The 19,911-nt window shown below is 60.2% G+C and carries 16 protein-coding genes and 2 pseudogenes; 13 read left to right on the forward strand and 5 right to left on the reverse strand.

Annotated elements, in window-relative coordinates:
* Positions 1-12: 12 nt before the first annotated feature.
* The 4 genes and pseudogenes from AC1DVH_RS15480 to AC1DVH_RS15495 all read left to right on the forward strand — a co-directional run bounded on the left by AC1DVH_RS15480 (position 13) and on the right by AC1DVH_RS15495 (position 4,548).
* Positions 13-438, forward strand: a complete 426-nt coding sequence (locus tag AC1DVH_RS15480; RefSeq protein ID WP_477754554.1) for a YciI family protein — start codon at positions 13-15, stop codon at positions 436-438.
* 306 nt (positions 439-744) lie between these two features.
* Positions 745-962 (forward strand): annotated as a pseudogene (locus AC1DVH_RS15485) (BatD family protein); the annotation flags it as partial.
* On the forward strand, positions 959-1,987 hold the full coding sequence (locus AC1DVH_RS15490) for an HAD family hydrolase (protein WP_477754540.1): 1,029 nt from the start codon (positions 959-961) through the stop codon (positions 1,985-1,987). The pseudogene AC1DVH_RS15485 and the gene AC1DVH_RS15490, both read left to right, overlap by 4 nt.
* Before the next feature lie 200 nt (positions 1,988-2,187).
* Positions 2,188-4,548: a tetratricopeptide repeat protein gene (locus AC1DVH_RS15495; protein WP_477754541.1), complete on the forward strand. Its 2,361-nt coding sequence runs from the start codon at positions 2,188-2,190 to the stop codon at positions 4,546-4,548.
* A 234-nt stretch (positions 4,549-4,782) separates the two neighbouring features.
* Here the strand turns inward: AC1DVH_RS15495 and AC1DVH_RS15500 are convergent, their stop codons facing one another.
* The 4 genes from AC1DVH_RS15500 to AC1DVH_RS15515 form a co-directional block, all read right to left on the reverse strand.
* The gene (locus AC1DVH_RS15500; protein WP_477754542.1) at positions 4,783-5,277 is read right to left on the reverse strand and encodes a hypothetical protein; all 495 of its coding nucleotides are present in this window, start codon (positions 5,275-5,277) and stop codon (positions 4,783-4,785) included.
* 115 nt (positions 5,278-5,392) lie between these two features.
* A complete protein-coding gene (locus tag AC1DVH_RS15505) occupies positions 5,393-5,914 on the reverse strand; it encodes a GNAT family N-acetyltransferase (RefSeq protein WP_477754543.1) in 522 nt (173 codons plus the stop codon).
* Between the two features lie 85 nt (positions 5,915-5,999).
* The gene (locus AC1DVH_RS15510) at positions 6,000-6,977 is read right to left on the reverse strand and encodes a LysR substrate-binding domain-containing protein (protein ID WP_477754544.1); all 978 of its coding nucleotides are present in this window, start codon (positions 6,975-6,977) and stop codon (positions 6,000-6,002) included.
* Positions 6,978-7,050: 73 nt separating this feature from the next.
* Complete coding sequence (locus AC1DVH_RS15515) at positions 7,051-7,491, reverse strand: carboxymuconolactone decarboxylase family protein (protein WP_477754545.1); 441 nt, start codon at positions 7,489-7,491, stop codon at positions 7,051-7,053.
* 205 nt (positions 7,492-7,696) lie between these two features.
* Between AC1DVH_RS15515 and pdxR the strand changes: the two genes are divergently transcribed.
* The 4 genes from pdxR (at position 7,697) to AC1DVH_RS15535 (ending at position 11,090) form a co-directional block, all read left to right on the forward strand.
* Positions 7,697-9,130 carry a MocR-like pyridoxine biosynthesis transcription factor PdxR gene (pdxR, locus tag AC1DVH_RS15520; protein ID WP_477754546.1) on the forward strand — a complete coding sequence of 478 codons (1,434 nt, stop codon included), beginning with the start codon at positions 7,697-7,699 and terminating at the stop codon, positions 9,128-9,130.
* Positions 9,131-9,253: 123 nt separating this feature from the next.
* Complete coding sequence (locus AC1DVH_RS15525) at positions 9,254-9,547, forward strand: putative quinol monooxygenase (RefSeq protein ID WP_108215849.1); 294 nt, start codon at positions 9,254-9,256, stop codon at positions 9,545-9,547.
* A gap of 192 nt (positions 9,548-9,739) precedes the next feature.
* Positions 9,740-10,150: a cupin domain-containing protein gene (locus tag AC1DVH_RS15530; RefSeq protein ID WP_477754547.1), complete on the forward strand. Its 411-nt coding sequence runs from the start codon at positions 9,740-9,742 to the stop codon at positions 10,148-10,150.
* 229 nt (positions 10,151-10,379) lie between these two features.
* A complete protein-coding gene (locus AC1DVH_RS15535; RefSeq protein ID WP_477754548.1) occupies positions 10,380-11,090 on the forward strand; it encodes an ATPase in 711 nt (236 codons plus the stop codon).
* A gap of 187 nt (positions 11,091-11,277) precedes the next feature.
* Here AC1DVH_RS15535 and AC1DVH_RS15540 read toward each other — a convergent pair whose 3' ends face one another.
* Positions 11,278-16,173, reverse strand: coding sequence for an NAD-glutamate dehydrogenase (locus AC1DVH_RS15540; protein WP_477754549.1), 4,896 nt, complete (start codon positions 16,171-16,173; stop codon positions 11,278-11,280).
* A gap of 504 nt (positions 16,174-16,677) precedes the next feature.
* Between AC1DVH_RS15540 and AC1DVH_RS15545 the strand changes: the two genes are divergently transcribed.
* The 5 genes and pseudogenes from AC1DVH_RS15545 to AC1DVH_RS15565 form a co-directional block, all read left to right on the forward strand.
* Complete coding sequence (locus AC1DVH_RS15545) at positions 16,678-17,031, forward strand: hypothetical protein (protein WP_477754550.1); 354 nt, start codon at positions 16,678-16,680, stop codon at positions 17,029-17,031.
* A 274-nt stretch (positions 17,032-17,305) separates the two neighbouring features.
* Positions 17,306-18,265 carry an AAA family ATPase gene (locus AC1DVH_RS15550; RefSeq protein ID WP_477754551.1) on the forward strand — a complete coding sequence of 320 codons (960 nt, stop codon included), beginning with the start codon at positions 17,306-17,308 and terminating at the stop codon, positions 18,263-18,265.
* A 5-nt stretch (positions 18,266-18,270) separates the two neighbouring features.
* Complete coding sequence (locus tag AC1DVH_RS15555) at positions 18,271-19,215, forward strand: DUF58 domain-containing protein (protein ID WP_477754552.1); 945 nt, start codon at positions 18,271-18,273, stop codon at positions 19,213-19,215.
* Complete coding sequence (locus tag AC1DVH_RS15560; RefSeq protein ID WP_477754553.1) at positions 19,212-19,706, forward strand: DUF4381 domain-containing protein; 495 nt, start codon at positions 19,212-19,214, stop codon at positions 19,704-19,706. The genes AC1DVH_RS15555 and AC1DVH_RS15560 overlap by 4 nt, the downstream gene beginning before the upstream one ends.
* A pseudogene (locus AC1DVH_RS15565) lies at positions 19,699-19,911 on the forward strand (BatB protein); the annotation flags it as partial. The gene AC1DVH_RS15560 and the pseudogene AC1DVH_RS15565, both read left to right, overlap by 8 nt.

Here is a 19,911-nt window from a genome sequence, read left to right on the forward strand (position 1 = left end):
GGAGAAATCACCATGCGATTCATGATCATCATCAAGGCCAGCGCCGATTCCGAAGCCGGCGTGATGCCCAGCCAGGAACTGCTGACTGCCATGGGCAACTACAACGAAGAACTGGTCAAGGCCGGCATCATGCTCGCAGGCGAAGGCCTGCACCCCAGCAGCAAAGGCGCCCGCGTAAAGTTTTCGGGGGAGCAACGCTCGGTCATCGACGGCCCCTTCATCGAAACCAAGGAACTGATCGCCGGCTTCTGGTTGTGGAAAGTGAAGTCCAAAGAAGAAGCCATCGAGTGGGTCAAGCGCTGCCCCAACCCGATGCCAGGCACCGAAGCCGAGATCGAGATTCGCCAGGTGTTCGAGGCTGAAGACTTTGGTGCCGAATTCACGCCGGAACTGCGTGCGCAGGAAGAACGGGTGTGGGAGCAGGCGAAGAAGAACTGAATCCCCTGGAGCGAGCTTGCTCGCGAAGGTGGCAGATCAGCCACCATCAGCGTTGAATGTAAATCCGCCATCGCGGGCAAGCCCGCGCACACTGGATCAGTGTGCGCCACCGATCCCCTGTGGGAGCGACGGTGCGGCGRTCCGACCTGCTCGCGATTGCAATCGCTCATCCACCACAAAATTCGGCACCTTGTTCCTTTGCCTGATCGACACAAGCACCCTCGCCGCCGAACCCGAACTGCGGGTCAGCGTCAGCCTGCAACCCGCCGATCCCGTCATGGTCGGCAGCCTGGTCGAACTGCAACTGGGTATCTGTGGACCCGACGCAGCCGTCGCAGCCTGACGGCCCGCGCCTGCAAACCTTCCTGCGGACCTGTTACGGCCGTGAACCGGACAAAGATCAGGCGCTGCGCCAAATCAGGGAATCCTTGTCTACGCTGCATAGTCAGGCCGGGCGCAACAGAGAATCAGTCACTTGTGCACTGCATCCGCCCAACCCCGTTCACGAGAAGGATTTCCCATGACGAATTCGATATCGTTGCGCCATCACTGCGCATTCAGCTTCCTGCTGACCCTGGCCTTGAGCCTGCCGTTACTGGTTCAGGCGGCCGAGCCGCTACCCTCCTGGAACGATGGCCCGTCGAAAAAGCAGATCACCGAGTTCGTGCAGACGGTCACCGATCAAAACAGCAAGGACTTCGTAAAGCCCGAGGACCGCATTGCCGTGTTCGATAACGACGGCACTTTGTGGAGCGAGCAGCCGATGTACTTCGAGTTGCTGTTCGCCCTCGAGGAAGTCAAGCGCACCGCGCCGCAGCACCCGGAATGGAAAACCACCCAGCCCTTCCAGGCGGTGCTGGAAAACGATCACAAGGCCCTGGCCGCCACTGGCATGGAAGGCCTGCTGAAGATTTTCGCAGCGACCCACTCCGGCATGACCACCGATGCCTTCGATGACTACGCCAAAACCTGGCTGAGCCAGGCCCGCCATCCAAAAACCGGCAAGCCGTACACCGAGATGATCTTCCAGCCGATGCTGGAAATGCTCGACTACCTGCGCAGCCGGGACTTCAAGACCTACATCGTGTCCGGCGGCGACACCGGGTTCATGCGCGCCTTCGCCGAGAAGGTCTATGGCATCCCGCCAGAACAGGTCATTGGCACCACCTTTGTCACTGCCTATCAATTCAAGGACGGCCAGGCGTCTATCCTGCGCACGCCAAAACTGGCCCACAACGACGATGGCCCGGGCAAACCGGAAAGCATCGACGCCGTGATCGGACGCCGGCCAATCCTCGCCGTTGGCAACTCCGACGGTGACTTGCAAATGCTCCAGTGGACCGCCGCCGGTCCCGGTAAACGCTTCATGGGCCTGGTGCATCACACCGACGCCAAACGCGAATGGGCTTACGACCGGCAATCGCAGATCGGTCGTCTGGACAAGGCTCTGGACGAAGCAAACAAACGTGGCTGGACGGTCGTCGACATGGCGTCCGAATGGCGTCGGATCTATCCGTTCGATGCCTCCACAGCCGAGCAAGTGCAATAAAAAGACGTGATGCAGGACTGCAATAAACGTTTGTCGCAGTACATTACCGGTGGTTTGTCGGGGAGTGATTGGGTGCCTTGCCCGCGAAGGGGCCATCAGCCCAACGCAACGTCATTTGACACACGCCGACCATCCGGCAAAGCTGCATCGAGCTTCATCGCGCACCGCAAGGCAATCGCACCTGGACCATGGAAGTCGTGATGCCGAAACATAAAAATAAAGCTGCAAACCCACACCCTGTTTCGCAACCGACCCTGATCAACCGTTATCTGTTCCCGGTCACCATCGGCATCTTGCTGCTCGCAGTGGCAGGTATTGGCTGGTTTTTGCTGAGCAGTACACCGACGCAGCTCCAGCCAGTCCCTGTCAGCGCCCCTGTCGTCGAATCGGCCAAGCCGCAACCGGTCGCTCTCGTGCCTGCGAAAATGGTCGACGAGCAACAATGCCAGGGCTGCCACGGCGAGCAGGTCAAGGACTGGCAAGGCTCCCATCACCAGTTGGCGATGCAGCAAGCCAACGCCGACACCCTGCTCGGCGACTTCAATAACGTCACCTTCAAGACCGAAAAAGAGACCACGGTGTTCTCGCGCAAAGGCGACGAATTCCGGGTCAACACCCCCGGTGTCGACGGCAAGAATGCCGACTTCAAGGTGGCCTATGCTTTTGGCGTCGCCCCCTTGCAGCAATACCTGATCGAGGTCGGCGAAGGCCGCCTGCAGGCGCTCGGCGTAGCCTGGGATACCGAGAAGCACCGCTGGTTTCACCTGTATCCGGGCCAGGGTGTGAACTTCAAGAACCCGCTGCACTGGAGCAAACCGAGCCAGAACGCCAATTTCATGTGTGTCGAGTGTCACACCACCGGTTTCAAACGCAATTTCGATGCGGCGAAGAACACCTTCGACAGTCACTGGAACAGCCTCGGTGTCGGTTGTCAGGCCTGCCACGGTCCGGCGTCCAGCCACCTGGAATGGACGGCGAAGAAAACCGACCTGATCCATGCCGGATTTGCCGTCGACCTCAAGGACAAGAACGCCACCGTCGAAATCGAAACCTGCGCCCGCTGCCACTCGCGCCGCGCACCATTGGACGACGGTTACACAGTCGGCAAGCGCCTGATGGACGACTACCTGCCGAGCGTTCTGACCCGTGAACTGTACGCGCTGGACGGCAAGATCAAGGACGAAGTGTTCGAACACGGCTCCTTCGCCCAGAGCAAAATGTTCGACAAGGGCGTGCGTTGCAGCAACTGCCACAACCCGCACAGCACTCAATTGAAAGCGCCAGGCAACGGCGTTTGCCTGCAATGCCATAACGCCGCCGGCAAAACCACCGTGGAAGGCGTCGACGGCAAGGGCCTGCAAGCGAAAAACTACGATTCAATCGAACACACGCGCCACACCATGGGCCAACCGGGTTCGCAGTGCGTGGATTGCCACATGCCCGGCAAGTTCTACATGGGCAATGACTTGCGGCATGACCACAGCTTCAGCATTCCCAACCCTGAGCGAGCAAAGATTCTCGGTACGCCGGACGCCTGCCTGACCTGCCACCAGGGCAAGGCCGGCGACAAGATCACCGGGCAATTCAAACTGTGGAACACCGCCAACGCCAGCGCAGTGCAAGCCCCGCGTTACGACGAAAGCCTGTGGCTGATCCGTAACGGTCAACCGGGTGCGGCGCAGGCGCTGTTCGAGCAACTGCGACGCAGCAATCTGCCGGCGATCCRGCACGCGACGCTGCTCGGCGAATTGTCGCTGTATCCGAGCGAACAAGCGTTGAAACTGGCCACCAGGGACCTGAACAACCCGGCGCCTCAAGTACGTGAGAGCGCCATACGCGCGCTCAGCGCATTCCTGCCGCCACCGGAGCGCGCGCAGCTGCTGACCCCCTTGTTGAATGATCCTGTCAGAGCAGTGCGCATCGCCGCCGCCCGGGATTTGCTGAGCGTGGCACGCAATGGACTGGGCACCGCCCAGGACAGCTGGAATGTCGCCATCGCTGAATACGAGACAGTCCAGAAAAGCCTGCCCGAGCGTGCCGAGGCCAACCTCAACCTGGCGATGCTCTATCAGGCTGATGGCCGCAGCGCAGAAGTCGAAGCATTGCTGCGTACCGCCCTGCAACGCGATCCGGACTTCTATCCGGCACTGGTCACCCTGGTGCAATGGCTGGAGGCCAACGGTCGCCGTCAGGAAGGCCATGTCCTGCTGGCGCAAAGCCTCAAGGACCACCCCGACTCAGGCCTGCTGCAACACACCCAGGGCCTTGCGCTGATTCGCGCGGGCATGGCCGCACAGGCCATGCCGTACCTGCGCAAGGCCGCGCAACTGGAGCCACAGAGCGGACAGTTCGGCTATGTGCTGGCGGTGGCCCTGCATGACAGCGGCAAGATTGACGAGGCGTGCGCAGAGCTGGAACGGCTGTTGAAAGAACAACCGTCCAACCGCAATGCCCGCTTGTCGTTGATCCAGTACTACCTGGACAACGGCCAGGAGCCCAAGGCGCAAGTTCTGTTGCAGGGCTGGAAGAAAATGAACATGGGGGACCCGGCGTTGAAATGATGCGGGGCTCAAAGGTCCGTCTGACTTGAGTTTTGTATCGGCATCAGCGACGTCTTCGCGAGCAGGCTCGCTCCCACAGTGGATCCGGGTACAACAGAGATCACCTGTGGGAGCGAGCCTGCTCGCGATGAGGGCGACACATTCAACATCAACGTCGCCTGACTATCCGCCATCGTCGGAACGCCGCCCGGGGCAAGCCCACTCCCACGGGGTCATGTGTCGCTGATCAAAGGCTCAACTGCGATCCCGGGGAATCAGACTTTGCAACTGCTGCGCCAGAAAGTTCGCATCGAAGGGGAACACATCCGGGTCTTTCAAACCGTTGGTCTTGCGCCATTGCCAGCTATTGGAAGGTGGCTGGCAAACCAGTGAGACACTGCCGAAACGCGCAGCGGTCAATCCCATCACCGCCAATGAAATCTGCCCGCCCGCCCCCATCACTTCCGGGACAAACTCCACCGCTCTGCCGGCAATCACAATGGACAGTTTCTCGGTCTTGAATGTCGATGTCTCGACAGGCACGCTGGGACCCGAGGCGACATAGGCTTCCCGGCTCACTTCCAGCAGGTGCGGCGCCTGCACCGGTTCCAGCCACTGCTGGATCTGATCGAACAGCCCACCAATACGCGCTGTCCAATCGGCCGACTGGGACTCAAACAGTTGCTTCTTGTGCGCTTCGCTTTCCGCGTAGTGGCGCAGCATTTCACCCAGTTGCTGTACATCGTCCATTGCAGTGTTCCTTTGGTTGCAGCGGTGCTACGGACATTGAGCATGGCAGATGCGTGCAGCCGGTGTGCAACTAACAGCCGGGAGGTACGCCAGAGGTTTGCCCTGGGTGACTGACTCAACCGGCCTTGGGCGGGCGACGCAGGCGCGCCATGCTCAAGGTGTCCACCAGCACGCCGTCGCGCACGGCGTAATCACGGAAAAGCCCCTCGATTTCGAAGCCGAATTTGCGGTACAGGGCAATGGCCGCTTCGTTGTCGGCGTACACTGAAAGCTCGATGCGCTGCAGATTCATCCAGTTGTCAGCGATATCCAGCGCCGTCGCGAGCAGCTTCGAACCCACGCCCTTGCCCTGCCACGCCACCGCAACGCCCATGCCGAAACTGCCGGCATGGCTGCGACGAATGCGTGAGAACTGCTCCAGGCCAATGTTGCCGACGACCGTCCCTTGATGCAGGGCCACCACTTTCACCAGGCGTTCGTTATCCAGCGCCAGGCGACTGCGCCAGAGTTCGGTGGACTGAAACGGCATTTGCAGGGTTTGACGGGCGATTGCCGGATCGTTGTACAGCGCCGTAATGCCTTCGATATGGGATTCGTTGAAGCGCTCGAGGGTGATAACGGGTTCGGTGGCTGGCATGGGTGAATCATCCTTGAAGCAGACATGGCCGTTCACTCTATAACGAACGAAACCTTTGTGGCGATTGCAGCTTGCCGAAACATCTTCATTCAAACCACGCCCGGCGCTCATTGAAGGTGTTTTCGATCAATTCGACGATCATCCTTACCTGCGCGTCGTCCCCGGAATGGGCGTTGACCGCCATCCACACCTGACGTCGCATCGGCTGGTCAAACAGGCCCGGCAAGGCGATCAGCCCGCGGTCGAAGTGGCTCATGTAGTGCGGCAGCAGACCTATGCAGGCACTGCAACGGATCATCTCCAGCATCAGCTCCCAGGATTGCAGCTGCACCGCTCCGGCCAGGCGCTGATCCACCAGCGCATTCCATGGCCGCAAGCTTTCTACATGGCCGTCCTGCTGCCATTGCACCAGGAGAAAATCGGCCAGGTCATCCAGGCATTCCGGCCTGGAAGCGACCCGCGAGTAGCGCTTGGCAATGTGCGCCAGGTAATCCAGTTGCACCAGACGCCGGGGTTCAGTGGTGGCAAAGCTTGGCCCCGGTAACGGCGACTCGGTCTCGCCCAGCCACACCACCACGTCGGCGCTGACCGCCTGCAATGACAATTCGCTGTCGAGCGTGATGATGTCCAGCCGCACGCTGGCGTTGCGCCGCAGCAGTGCAACCAGGCCGCGTCCGAGAATGTCATGCAGGATCGAATCCGCCACGGCCAGGCGAATCAACGGCTGCTCGATCACCGGCAAATTGCGCTCATGGGCCAGGGCGATCAATTGTGCGTGCAAACGCAAGCCATCGCGGCTGAGGCTGAAACCATTGTCTGAATGGTTGAACAATGAACACTGGAGCTGCGTCTCCAGCAGCACCAGTTGCCTGCGCAGGCGGGTGGCCTTGAGGTTGAGACTGCGGGCGGCCTGCATGAAGCAACCGCAACGGGCGCTGACGGTGAAACACAGCGCCAGTTCGGGGTCGATACCTGCTGCCAACTGGCGCCAGGAGGTGTTTTTATCAATGGCTACACGATACTCGGTAGCCCCCTGGCGGGTGCTGGTTTCCATGACTGACATCGAGGACTCCCTGTCGATCTGACACTGACAGTTGCATCCTGCGGGTCGTTCATGAACCTGCCATGACAAAGACTCAGGTGCTGGGCGTCTGACGAAAGCTCACGGCCAGGCGGTTCCAGCTGTTGATGGTGGTGATGGCGATGGTCAAGTCGACCATTTCGCTTTCACTGAACTGCTCCCGGGTTTGGGCGTAGACATCGTCCGGCACATGGCTTTCGCAGAGCAAGGTGACCGCCTCGGTCCAGGCCAGCGCGGCTCTTTCCCGCGGATTGAAAAAATTACTGTCGCGCCAGACCACTATSGAATAGAGGCGCCGATCGCTTTCGCCCAGGCGCCGTGCATCCACGGAATGCATGTCGGTGCAGAAGGCACAGCCATTGAGCTGCGAAGCACGAATCTTGATCAGGTGCAGCAGGCCCTGCTCGATGCTCAGGCTGCTGGTCAGGGCCTCCATCGCGATCATGGCTTTCATCGCTTTGGGGGACGCGCTGTAATAATCCAGGCGGGGGGTCATGGAGCGATCTCGTGCAGCATTGATGTGACCTTCACGGTAGTCGCTGGCTCGCAGGCAAGACAGATCCAATCAGGCGATTTCCCCGGGGACCACCGCCACCAGACCAATTGACGATTTTTCCACTGCACAACTTCTGTACCACCAGCTGATAGGGGTAATCTTGCGCGACGCACACGCGCCTCAACAGCCCCGGAGCCTCGCCGGTATGGAACTACATGTTGTCATCAACGGCCGCAAGGACCTGGCCGGCCAGCTGTACAACCAACTGCGCAGCGCCATCGAGTCCGGTCGCCTGACCGCCGGGACGCAACTGCCGCCCAGCCGCTTGCTGGCCGGGCAATTGGGTATTTCGCGCAAGACCATTTCCGATACCTACGCCCAACTGACCTACGAAAACTTCCTCACCGGCGTGGTCGGCAAAGGCACTTACGTCAACGCGCGCACTTCGAAGGTGCAGCGTAAACAGAGCCATTGCGAGCTTGCCGGTTTCGAGGTGATCGAGTCCTGGCGCAACCTGCCGGTGTTTCTGCGTCACCCGACGCTTGAGGGCTCGCTGCGCTACGACTTCATCGGCGGCGCCACCAGCAAGGGCCAGTTTCCCCAGGATGACTGGCGACGCTGCACCTCTCACGCACTGCGCCAGATTGCCGGTTCCAAAGGCCTCTACAGCCTGCCAGAGGGTTTGCCAGCCCTGCGCAACGCCATTGCCCGGCACATCGCGTTCTCCCGCGGGGTCAATTGCCAGGATGAGGATGTGGTGGTGTGCAACGGTGCGCAGCAGGCGCTGGACCTGATCGCACGGGTGCTGATCAGTCCAGGCAGCCTGGTCGCCATGGAAGACCCAGGCTACCCACCGGCGCGGCTGCTGTTCGGCAGCCATGGCGCCACGGTGATTGGCATGCCGGTGGACGCCGAAGGCATTGTGGTGGACCAGATTCCTCGCGGTACGCGCCTGATCTACGTCACCCCTTCGCACCAGTTTCCGCTGGGCATGCCGATGAGCCCGGCGCGTCGGGTAGCCCTGCTGGCCAAGGCTCATGAGCTGGGCGCGATCATCATCGAGGACGACTACGACAGCGAATTCCGCTACGAGGGCCGTCCTGCCGACTCCCTGCAAAGCATGGATGAACGGGGGATCGTCGCGTACGTCGGAACGTTCTCGAAAACCCTGTTGCCGGAACTGCGTCTGGGCTATGCGATCCTGCCGCCAGCGATCCTCGAGGCCGTGGTGCGTGCCAAACAGCTCACCGACCTGCACACTTCGACCCTGCCACAATGGGCGCTGGCCAAGTTCATCGCCGAAGGCTGCCTGCTCAAGCACATCCGGCGCTGCCATACGATCTATGCCGGGCGCCGCGAGCGAATCCTGGCGCGCATGGCCGGCGATCTTTCGCCCTGGCTGGAGGCGGTGCCGACCACCGCCGGTTTCCACTTGGTGGTGATGTGCAAAGTGCCGATGGATATTCCATTGGTGATCGAACTGGCGAAAAAAGTCGAAGTCGGGCTCTATGCCATCGACAGCTTTTTCTATCAGCAAGCGCCCAGGGCCGGGCTTTTCTTCGGTTTTGGCGCCATCGAAACCCTCGACATCGACATTGCCCTGGACCGTTTGCGCGACATTCTGCAGCAGGTAGCCTGACGGATTGGCCTGCGGCTTTATCCGGCGATTGGCTATTGGCGGTCCCCGGGGGCAGGCCTATCCTGCATAGGCGTTATCCCTCAATGAGCAGGATTCGTCCGGCCTGATTCAGGAGTGTGAGCAATGTCCCATGAAGTGATCAATACCGTACAGGTACAGGCCGCCGCCGGCCGCTCGGATGAACTGGGTAAGCAACTGCAAAAGATTGTCGAAACCCTGCGTGAACTACCGGGCTGCGAATCCTATATGGTCGACCGCTGCCCCGAGGACACCAATCGCTGGACCGTCAGCGCCCACTGGCAATCGGAAGCGGCCATGCGATCGCATTTCAACTGCCCGCAGGTCCAGGGTTTTATCAGCCTGATCGATAGCCAACTGGCCAATGCCGTGGACTTCAACAGTTTTCCGATCGTTTAAAAACAAGATCAAAAGATCGCAGCCTGCGGCAGCTCCCACACGGAATTCTCCGTAGGAGCTGCCGCAGGCTGCGATCTTTGCTTTTAACGCCGGTTAATTGGTCCCCTCGCCTTCCCGAATATTGGCTGTTTGATCGTTACCACTTGCGCACTACTGTGGATTGCAACAACCAACCACCGCAGGTAACGAACCATGAACGTGTTGCGCTTCTGTGCTGCCCCCCTTGCCGCCCTGGTCCTGATGTTTTGTGCATCGGCTTTTGCCCATGATCCTGCGGAAAAGGTCACTGTCCTGCAGGACGAAATGCTGAAGAACGTCCCCGGTAAAAAAGCGCTGATGATCGAAGTCGATTACCAGCCCGGCCAGTCGTCCATCGCCCATAAACACGATGGCACCACCATGGCCTATGTCATTTCGGGAGCAATCGTTTCTCAGGTCAAGGACGAGCCGGCGAAAACCTACAAGGCCGGTGAGTTCTGGTATGAGCCGGCGGGGTCGGAACACCTGGTGTCGAAAAACGCCAGCGCAACCAAGCCTGCCAAGTTGCTGGTATTCATGGTTTTGGCCCCGGACGAGAAAGTGTTGATCCCATTGGAACACTGATGGCTGAACGTACAGCTATAAATTAAAAGGCTCGAATCACGGATTCGGGCCTTTTAATTTCCTCACGCAATTAACCGAGAACTTTTAAACCAAACAAAACTATTGGCCACCGGACAAGTGCAGGTATTGGCTATTTAAATAAATCATTCAGGGTTTAGTCTTGAGTCACCGCCGGTACCACGCCGGCAACTTTAATTTTCGACTGAAGTTGTTTCACTGGAGAAACACCATGAAACTTGCGCTTGCCAGTACGTTGACCATGGCTGTTGTTTTAACCGGCTGCTCGATCCCCACCGCGCCCACGGCGATCTCTTCGCTGAACGGTATCTTCACCGAACCGGTGGGCCGCAGCGGTGCCACCAGCATTACCAACGGTAGCCAAGTTTCGTTGGGCGTTATCTACAGCCAATCCACTCAGACCAATCGTGCCTACCTTCGGGATTATCAAGCCAACGCCGGCACCGGTTTCGGCCAGAGCCTGCTGGTGCAGCCGATTCATGACGCCTACGTAGCCACCTCCAGGCCAGACCAGGCCGTGGATTGGGTCAAGGCCTCCCTGCAGCGGCAATTTGGCTCGGTTATCGTATACCCGGACATTCAGAGCCTCAGGGCAGCGAAACCGGATGTGATGGCAGTGGTCGACACCCGCAGTCAACTGATGACCTCCCGCAGTTCGGATATCCAGGCGGATGTCCGTGCGGACTTTTATGACAAGAACTTCAACTACATCGGTACTGCACAAGGGCATGACGCCAAGGCACTAAGTCCGGTATGGGCCGACTATAAACGCAGTGAAGAGATAGTTGCGGACATTAATGAACAACAGAATGTGCAAGTAAGGGCCCTGCAAAAATTTGACCAATCGCTCAGTAATTTGCTGACCAGCCCGACAAGTAATGTGTCGATGCTTGATAATAAATCAAGCCAGAAGTTGTATTGAAATCAATGGCCCCATCGCGRGCAAGCYCGCTCCCACAGTAATTGGTGTCTTACACACCACTCATGTACACCCCATTTACTGTGGGAGCGAGCTTGCTCGCGATGGCGCCGGTACAAACACCACAAGATTCCCAGGCAAAAAAAAGCCCCGCATCTTTCGATGCGGGGCTTTTTCATTCAACGCCTGATCAGGCAGCCGGTTCCAGCTCGGCGGCGACAGCGGCAGGCACTACCGCTTGACCGCTCAACGCCAGGTCCAGCAGTTCGCGGTTGGCCACCGCGTACATGGCGTAGTCGGTGCCGCTGGCGGCACGGATTTCCACCAGCATGACGCGCCAGCGTTCGATCATGCTCTCGTGCTGATCCATCCACAGCGCCAGGCGTGTTTCCACGTCCCGGGTACCATCGCCCTGTTGCAGGACCGAGATGGTGATCGCACGTTGCTGCCAGTCGACGTCATCGCGGAACGCTTCACGGGCCAGGGCCTGCCAGTTGTTTTCAACCGGCAGAGCGCTGATCTGTTGGATGTACCAGGTGATGTCCAGCGCGCTGCCCACGGCGAAGTAGGCCTTGGCCACCTCTGCCGGGTCCTGGCCAGTCACGTCGGAAGCCTCGATGATCGGCAGCAGGGTATACAGGTGCGAGGTGCCAGCCACCATACGCGCCAGAAGCTCCGGAACACCGGCTTCGACGTAAGCCTGATAACGGCTCTGCCAGTTTTCACGGATCTCGCCACTGAGCAGCTCGTCGAGCTTCAGACCCAACTCCTTCAGGTGCGGACCGAAGTGCGCGACGTCACGTGCAGCGTTCTGCTCGTTGCGACGGGCACGCAGGAACCAGCGCGTGGCGCGGCGGCCCAGACGCATCAGCTCGTCCATCAGCTCCAGTTGCACGTCGGCGGAGACCTGGTAGTCCAGGTTCTCGATCTGACGGAACCAGTGCGGGAGGTGGAAAATGTCGCGCACGATCACGTAGGCGCCGGCCACGTTCGCCGGGCTCATGCCGGTCGACTCTTTGAGTCGCTGAACGAATGTGATGCCCATGTGGTTGACCAGGTCGTTGGCGATCTGGGTGCTGACGATTTCGCGCTTTAGACGGTGACGACGCATCGCCGCGGAGAACTTGCTCACCAGGGTTGGCGGGAAAGCGGTTTCCATGTCGCGGGTCAGGTAGTCGTCGTCCGGCACCAGGGAGCCCAGCAGCTGCTCCTTGAGGTCGATCTTGCTGTACGAGATCAGCACCGACAGCTCGGCACGGGTCAGGCCATGGCCTGCCGCGATGCGCTCGTTGATTGCATCTTCGGCCGGCAGGAACTCGATGGCGCGATCCAGCTTGCCACGGCCTTCCAGGTCGTTCATCAGGCGCTTGTATTCGGCAATCCGCGGCAAGGCGCGACGGGCTGCCAGGGACAGGGCCTGAGTCTGCTTGTAGTTGTTGCCCAGCACCAGACCACCGACTTCGTCGGTCATGCTCGCCAGCAACTGGTTACGTTGCTTGTCGGTCATGTCGCCGGCCTGAACCACTTCGTTCAGCAGGATCTTGATGTTCACTTCGTGGTCGGAGCAGTCCACGCCACCGGCGTTGTCGATGAAGTCGGTGTTGGATCCGCCGCCATTGAGGCCGAATTCGACGCGACCCAGTTGGGTCATGCCCAGGTTACCGCCCTCGCCCACGACTTTGCAGCGCAGTTCGTTGCCGTTCACGCGCAGTGCATCGTTGGCCTTGTCGCCGACATCGGCGTGGGTTTCGCTGCTGGCCTTGACGTAAGTACCGATACCGCCGTTCCACAGCAGATCCACCGGTGCCTTGAGCAAGGCATTGAGCAGTTCGGTCGGGGTCAGCTTGTCGGCCGAGATGTCGAAGCGTTCCTGCATTTGCGGGGAAATCGCAATGCTCTTCGCGCTACGGGAGAAGATGCCGCCACCTTCGGACATCAGGCTGGTGTCGTAGTCCGACCAGGCCGAACGCGGCAGGTCGAACAGGCGCTGACGCTCGGCGAAGCTCGATGCCGGCTCAGGGTTCGGGTCGATGAAGATGTGCAGGTGGTTGAAGGCCGCGACCAGTTGCAGCTTGTCGGACATCAGCAAGCCGTTGCCGAACACGTCACCGGCCATGTCGCCGACGCCCACAACAGTGATGCTGTCTTCCTGGACATTGATGCCGCGCTCGCGGAAGTGGCGCTGTACGCCGACCCACGCGCCCTTGGCGGTGATGCCCATCTTCTTGTGGTCGTAACCGGCCGAACCACCGGACGCAAACGCGTCACCCAGCCAGAAGCCGTAGTCGATGGCAATGCCGTTGGCGATGTCGGAGAAGGTCGCAGTGCCCTTGTCCGCAGCCACTACCAGGTACGGGTCATCGTCGTCATGACGCACGACGTTGGCCGGCGGCACCAGGGCGCCGTCCTTCAGGTTGTCGGTGATGTCCAGCAGGCCCGAAATGAAGATGCGGTAGCAGGCGATGCCCTCGGCCGCGATCTCGTCACGGCTGCCGCCCAGTGGCAGGCGACGCGGCAGGAAGCCGCCCTTCGCACCCACCGGCACGATSACCGAGTTCTTGACTTGCTGGGCTTTTACCAGGCCCAGGACTTCGGTACGGAAGTCTTCTTCACGGTCGGACCAGCGCAGACCGCCACGAGCCACGTTGCCAAAGCGCAGGTGCACGCCTTCGACGCGCGGCGAGTAAACGAAGATTTCGAACTTCGGTACCGGCTTCGGCAGTTCGGGAATCAAGCGCGGGTTGAACTTGAAGCTGAAGTACGACTTGTTATGGCCGTTGGCATCGGTCTGGTAGAAGTTGGTGCGCAGGGTGGCCTTGATCAGGTCCAGGTAGCGACGCAGGATGCGGTCTTCGTTCAGTACCTGGACGTCGTCCAGGGCGCTATGAATCGCGTGTTCCAGGCGTTGCTGCTTGTCGTCCAGATCGTCGCCGGTCAGCTTGCGCGCCAGGTAGAAACGGGTCTTGAACAACCGGGTCAGCTCGCGAGCGATGTCGGTGTGGTTGTTCAGGGTGCTGGCGATGTAGCCCAGGTCGAAGCCCAGACGAATCTGCTTCATGTAGCGGGCATAGGCACGCAACAGTGCAACGTCGCGCCATGGCAGGCCGGCGGTCAGTACCAGACGGTTGAACGCGTCGTTCTCGGCTTCGCCACGCACGATGTGGACAAAGGCGTCCTGCAGCGTGTCGTTGAGTTGCTGGATGTCGAGTTCCAGGCCTTCGGCGGCGGTGAACGCGAAATCGTGAATCCAGAACTCGCGGCCACTGTTGTGGCGCAGGCGATACGGGAACTCACCCAGCACGCGCAGGCCGAGGTTTTCCAGGATTGGCAAAACGTCGGACAGCGCCAGCGGGGTATCGGCGTGATACAGCTTGCAGTGCAGTTCGCGCTGGCCGGACACCTGGCCCAGCGGCTGGTAGAAGCTCATCACCAGCGGATTTTTTTCGTTCAGGCTCAGCAGGTGCTGCATGTCGACCACAGCCGAGTGGGCTGCGAAACGCTCGCGGTAGCCGGCCGGGAAGCCTTTCGGGAAGTCGGCCAGCACGTTGGTGCCGTGGGCTTCGCCGAAGCTTTCGACGGTCAGGGCGGCGTAGTCGTCCTGCCAGCTGCGGCAGGCCTGCACCACTTCTTTTTCCAGCAGCAGCGGGTCGATGTCGAGGCGGTTTTTCGGGTCGACGCGCAGGATCAACTGCACGCGGGCCAGCACGGACTCGGAGAAGAAGGTCCAGAACTCGCAGTCGGTGGCTTTCAGGCGATCCATCAGCACTTGCTGGATCTTCTGGCGCACTTCGGTGGAATAGATGTCACGCGGCACGTAGGCCAGGCAGTAGCAGAAACGGCCGTACGGGTCTTTGCGCAGGAACACGCGAATCTTGTTGCGTTCCTGGATCTGCACGATCGACATCACGGTGCTGAACAACTCGTCCACCGGGGTCTGGAACAGATCGTCGCGCGGCAGCACTTCGAGCACCTGCGCCAGTTCCTTGCCCAGGTGAGCCTTGGCCTGGAAGCCGGAGCGGTGTTCGATTTCCTCGACCTTGCGGCGGATGTACGGGATCACCCGCACGCTCTCGCCATACACCGACGAGGTGTACAGGCCCATGAAACGGCATTCCTTGATGACCTTGCCATTGGCGTCGATTTCGCGGATCGACACGTAGTCCGGGTAAGCCGGACGGTGCACACGGCTTGGGTGCGCGGCCTTGGCGAACGTCAGCAGGGTCGGTTCGCGCAGGTAGTTCACGGCGTAGTCTTCGATGCGCAGGTCATCGTAGGTCAGGCCGGCGCGCAGCAGCTTGGTCAGGCCAAGGAAGGAGTCATTGTCGTAGACGATGTGGCCGCCATCGGCTTCATCGCTGACCACGAACTCTTCGTAGCCGAGGAAGGTGAAGTGGTTGCCCACCAGCCATTCCAGAAAGCTCTTGATTTCGTTCTTTTCGTCGGCATCGACGGCGAACTGGCTGTTGTCCAGCTTGGTCAGGATGTCCTGGACCTTGGCCTTCATCGGCTCGAAATCGCCAACGGCAACGCGGACTTCACCGAGCACCTGCTCCAGCTCTTTGCTCAGGACATTGAGCTCGGCAGTGTTGGCGCAGCGGTCGATTTCCAGGTACATCAGCGACTCTTGCTGAATGTCGTCGCCCTGGGTGCCTTTAGGCAGGATTTCCAGCAACTCGCCCTTGCTGCCACGACGCACGCTGAGCACGGTGGTTTGCAGGGTATGGATGCTGTAACCGCGGCGGTTCAGCTCGGTACGCACCGAGTCCACCAGGAATGGCAGGTCGTGGTGCAGCACTTCGACCGCGGTGTGGGTCGACTGCCAGCCGTGGCGTTCGTAATCGGGGTTGTAGACGCGCACTTGCGGCTGCGCGTGATCGAAGCGCTCAAGCAGGCGCCACGCAGAAAGGGTGCAGCCAGCAAGGTCGGACAACCGACGCTGCGTCAGCTCGTCAAGGGAAATGATGCCGAAGAATTGTTCAGCGAACAGCGCCACTTGTGGCAGTGCCTGTTCACTGATGTGCTGCGCCAGTGCCGCTTGCAGTTGGTGCTGGAAGTCGGCTTTGCTGGCTGCGGTGAAGAACGCCATCTGTGGTACTCCGCTTGGGCTTGTTATTGATGGAAGCGTCGCGTGCAAAACCCCTGTTCGGGGCTACCCGTCACCCTGTTCCTGATTCTCGGGCAGAGGAAACAGGGTGACAGGTGGGTGAAGCTGGACGAGACACTCAAGTCACATTCACCTTCCGTGAATGGGCATCTGCAAAAACGACTGGGCCGGGTGCAGCGCAATGTCTTTACGGGTGCTCATCCGTTGCGCAGCTTAACGAGTGCGGCAAGGCCCATGCTTGCGGTGCTGCGACATATTCGGTCATCGGTACGCAGCTCAAGGCACGCGCATCGAACAACACTAGCATTCGCACAGAAAAATGACGGTTTTTTGTCCGGTTTTACGGGGCATGCGTACCAGAAATGACCAGTAACACTCTGCCCGTTCGCAACCCGGCCATTCACACGTGGACGAGCAGAAATGTGCGCGGGCTGGCAGAATCGCCCTTTGTTGCGTTTACCACGCCCGCCGGGCCAGGAATTTCCCATGAAAATGAAAACCGCCCTCTTGATCGTCAACCCTTGCGACGACGAAGAAGACAACATGGCCATGCTCTGCTGCCACAGCGACCAGGGCGAAATGTTCCTGATGAGCCGCTACCCGGATGAAGACGAGCTGGAAATCACCCTCGACGGCGAACCCTCGACGCTTGAGGGCGTGAAGGTCACGCTCAGCCCTACGCTGCTGAAGATCGAAATTGCGGCGGCGGATGCTGATGTGCTGAATGGGGATGATGTGTTGGAAATTACCTTTGATGCCGACATGACGGACCTGGCCGAAGTGGAAGAGACCTTGCAGAACATTCTTAAAGGCACTGGCACCTATATCAGCCAGCTCTGAATATCAGCGCCTGTTCCGGCCTCATCGCGAGCAGGCTCRCTCCTGCAATTGATCGTCGTACACCGTCAATGTAGGAGYGAGCCTGCTCGCGATGGGGCCGGCACAGCCACCCAATCACTCCCCTGCTACAAAAATCCAGCAATTACCCCAATCATTTCCCGCACTTTGCGCAAAATGCCGTTAGTCGCCGCCCCCCGCGATGGATTAAAGTAACGCCCCCAGCCCTGGCGTATTTCGAACGTCCTCGGCCACCCTTTTGCAGGAACAGTCATCGATGGAACATCGTGAAGCGCTACTCGCGCTGCGAACCTTTCTTTCAACGCAGATTCTCGGCCAGGAAAAACTCATCGAGCGCTTGCTCATCGCCCTGCTCGCTGACGGCCACATGCTGGTCGAGGGCGCTCCTGGCCTGGCCAAGACCAAGGCCATCAAAGAACTCGCCGAAGGCATCGAAGCTCAGTTCCACCGCATCCAGTTCACCCCTGACCTGTTGCCAGCCGACATTACCGGTACGGAAATCTACCGCCCGGAAACCGGCAGCTTCGTGTTCCAGCAAGGCCCGATCTTCCACAACCTGGTATTGGCGGACGAAATCAACCGTGCCCCGGCCAAGGTCCAGTCGGCGCTGCTCGAAGCCATGGGCGAGCGGCAAGTCAGTGTCGGGCGCAGCACCTATGAGCTGTCGCCACTGTTCCTGGTGATGGCCACGCAGAACCCTATCGAGCAGGAAGGCACCTACCCGCTGCCCGAAGCCCAGCTCGACCGCTTCCTGATGCACGTGAAGATCGGTTTCCCGGACGCGACGGTTGAACGCAAGATCCTGCAACAGGCCCGTGGCGAAGCCCTGAACGGCGAAGCCAAGCCTGAGCGGCGGGTTACCCAGCAGACGATCTTCGCCGCGCGCAAGGAAATCCTCGGCTTGTACATGGCCGACGCCGTGGAGGAATACCTGGTGCAGTTGGTCATCGCCACCCGCACCCCGGCCAAGTTCGATCCGGAGATGGCCGAGTGGATCGCCTACGGTGCCAGCCCGCGCGGTTCGATTGCCCTGGACCGCTGCGCCCGCGCCCACGCCTGGCTGGCCGGGCGCGACTTCGTCAGCCCGGAAGATATCCAGGCCGTGCTGTTCGACGTGCTGCGCCATCGCATCATCCTTTCCTTTGAAGCTGAAGCCGCTGGCATCGACCAGGACCGGGTGGTCCAGCGGATTCTCGACGTCGTAGCCGTCGCTTGACCCCGATGAACGCCAGCCTGCCGCCCGAGCCGGGCATCCGTGTCAGCCTCGCCGACCTGATCGAGATGCGCCATCGCGTGCGCGAAGTGCAGCTGTTTTCCACGCCGAGCCAACGCAGCCCGCTGATCGGCCTGCACCACTCCAAATTGCGCGGCCGTGGCGTCGACTTCGATCAAGTGCGGGTCTATCAGGCCGGCGACGATGTGCGCACCATTGACTGGCGCGTGACCGCACGCACCCAGGAGCCTCACACCAAGCTGTTCCACGAAGAACGTGAGCGGCCGATTTTCATCATGGTCGAGCAAAGCCGTCGTCTGTTTTTTGGCTCGGGCCTGATGTTCAAGTCAGTGCTCGCCGCACAGGCCGCGAGCCTGATCGGTTGGGCAGCCCTGGGGCATAACGACCGGGTCGGCGGGCTGGTCTATGGCGACAATCAGCACTACGAAATCAAGCCTCGGCGCAGCAAGCAAAGTCTGCTGCAACTGCTCAACCGGCTGGTGCGGGTCAATCAGTCGCTGAACAGCGAAAGCGAGCCGGACCGTGATGCCTTTGGTATCGCCCTGCGCCGCGCCCGGGAAGTGTCCCGCCCGGGCAGCCTTGTCATTGTGATTTGTGATGAACGCGCGCTATCGGAAAGCGCCGAGCAACAGCTGAGCCTGTTATCGCGTCATTGCGACCTGTTGCTGCTGCCGGTGTCCGACCCGCTGGATCATGCCCTGCCCGCCGCGGGACTTTTGCGTTTCGCCGAGCGCGGAGCGCAACTGGAACTCGATACGCTGAATTTCGACCTGCGCCAGACTTACCGGGCCCAGGCCGAAGCGCGCATCGCTCGCTGGGAGCTGCTCGCGCAGAAACTGCGCGTCTTGCTGATGCCCCTGAGTACCCAGAGCGAAATGGTCGAACAACTGCGCGAGTACCTGAACCCACAGAAGCCGGGGAAAGGTCGATGAGCGGACTGGAACAACTGCAACCGCTGATTTCTCCCCCGCCGATCGACTTTTGGCCGCCTGCGCCGGGCTGGTGGTTACTGCTGTTAGTGCTGCCGCTAGCCGGTTTCGGGCTGTGGAAGCTGCGGCATTTCATTCCTCGTAAACGCCCCGTGGTGCGCGCCGAACAGCCGCTGGACCCGGTTCGCCTGGCTGCACTGGCCGAACTGGCGCTGATGCCCAAGCCGTATGACGGAGCACCGGCCGGTGCCTGGCTGCAGCAACTCAACGGTTTGCTCAAACGCCTGTGCCGCAACCATTACCCCTACAGCCAGAGCCACACCCTCAACGGCCGCAAATGGCTGGCGTTCCTCGACAACCGCTGCCCGGCGGCCGGGCTGACTCGCTGGATGGTGCTTGTGGAAGGCGCCTACAAACCCGAATGCAAGCTCGACGACAAGGCGATCGCCGGCCTGACCCAGGCCGTCGACACATGGATTCGCAAGCATGTTTGAATTTGCCTGGCCGTGGATTTTTGCCCTTCTGCCGCTGCCGTGGCTGATGCGCATCGTATTGCCGGTGGCCGACAGTGGCGAACCGGCACTCAAGGTCAGCTTCCTGAGCGATCTCGAAGGCCTCGCCGGGCGTCGCGCCCGGGCCAACCTGCCGGCATGGCGCCAACAGACGCCGTTCATTTTGCTGTGGCTGTTACTGCTGGTC

Source organism: Pseudomonas sp. P4_C3 (assembly GCF_056402075.1).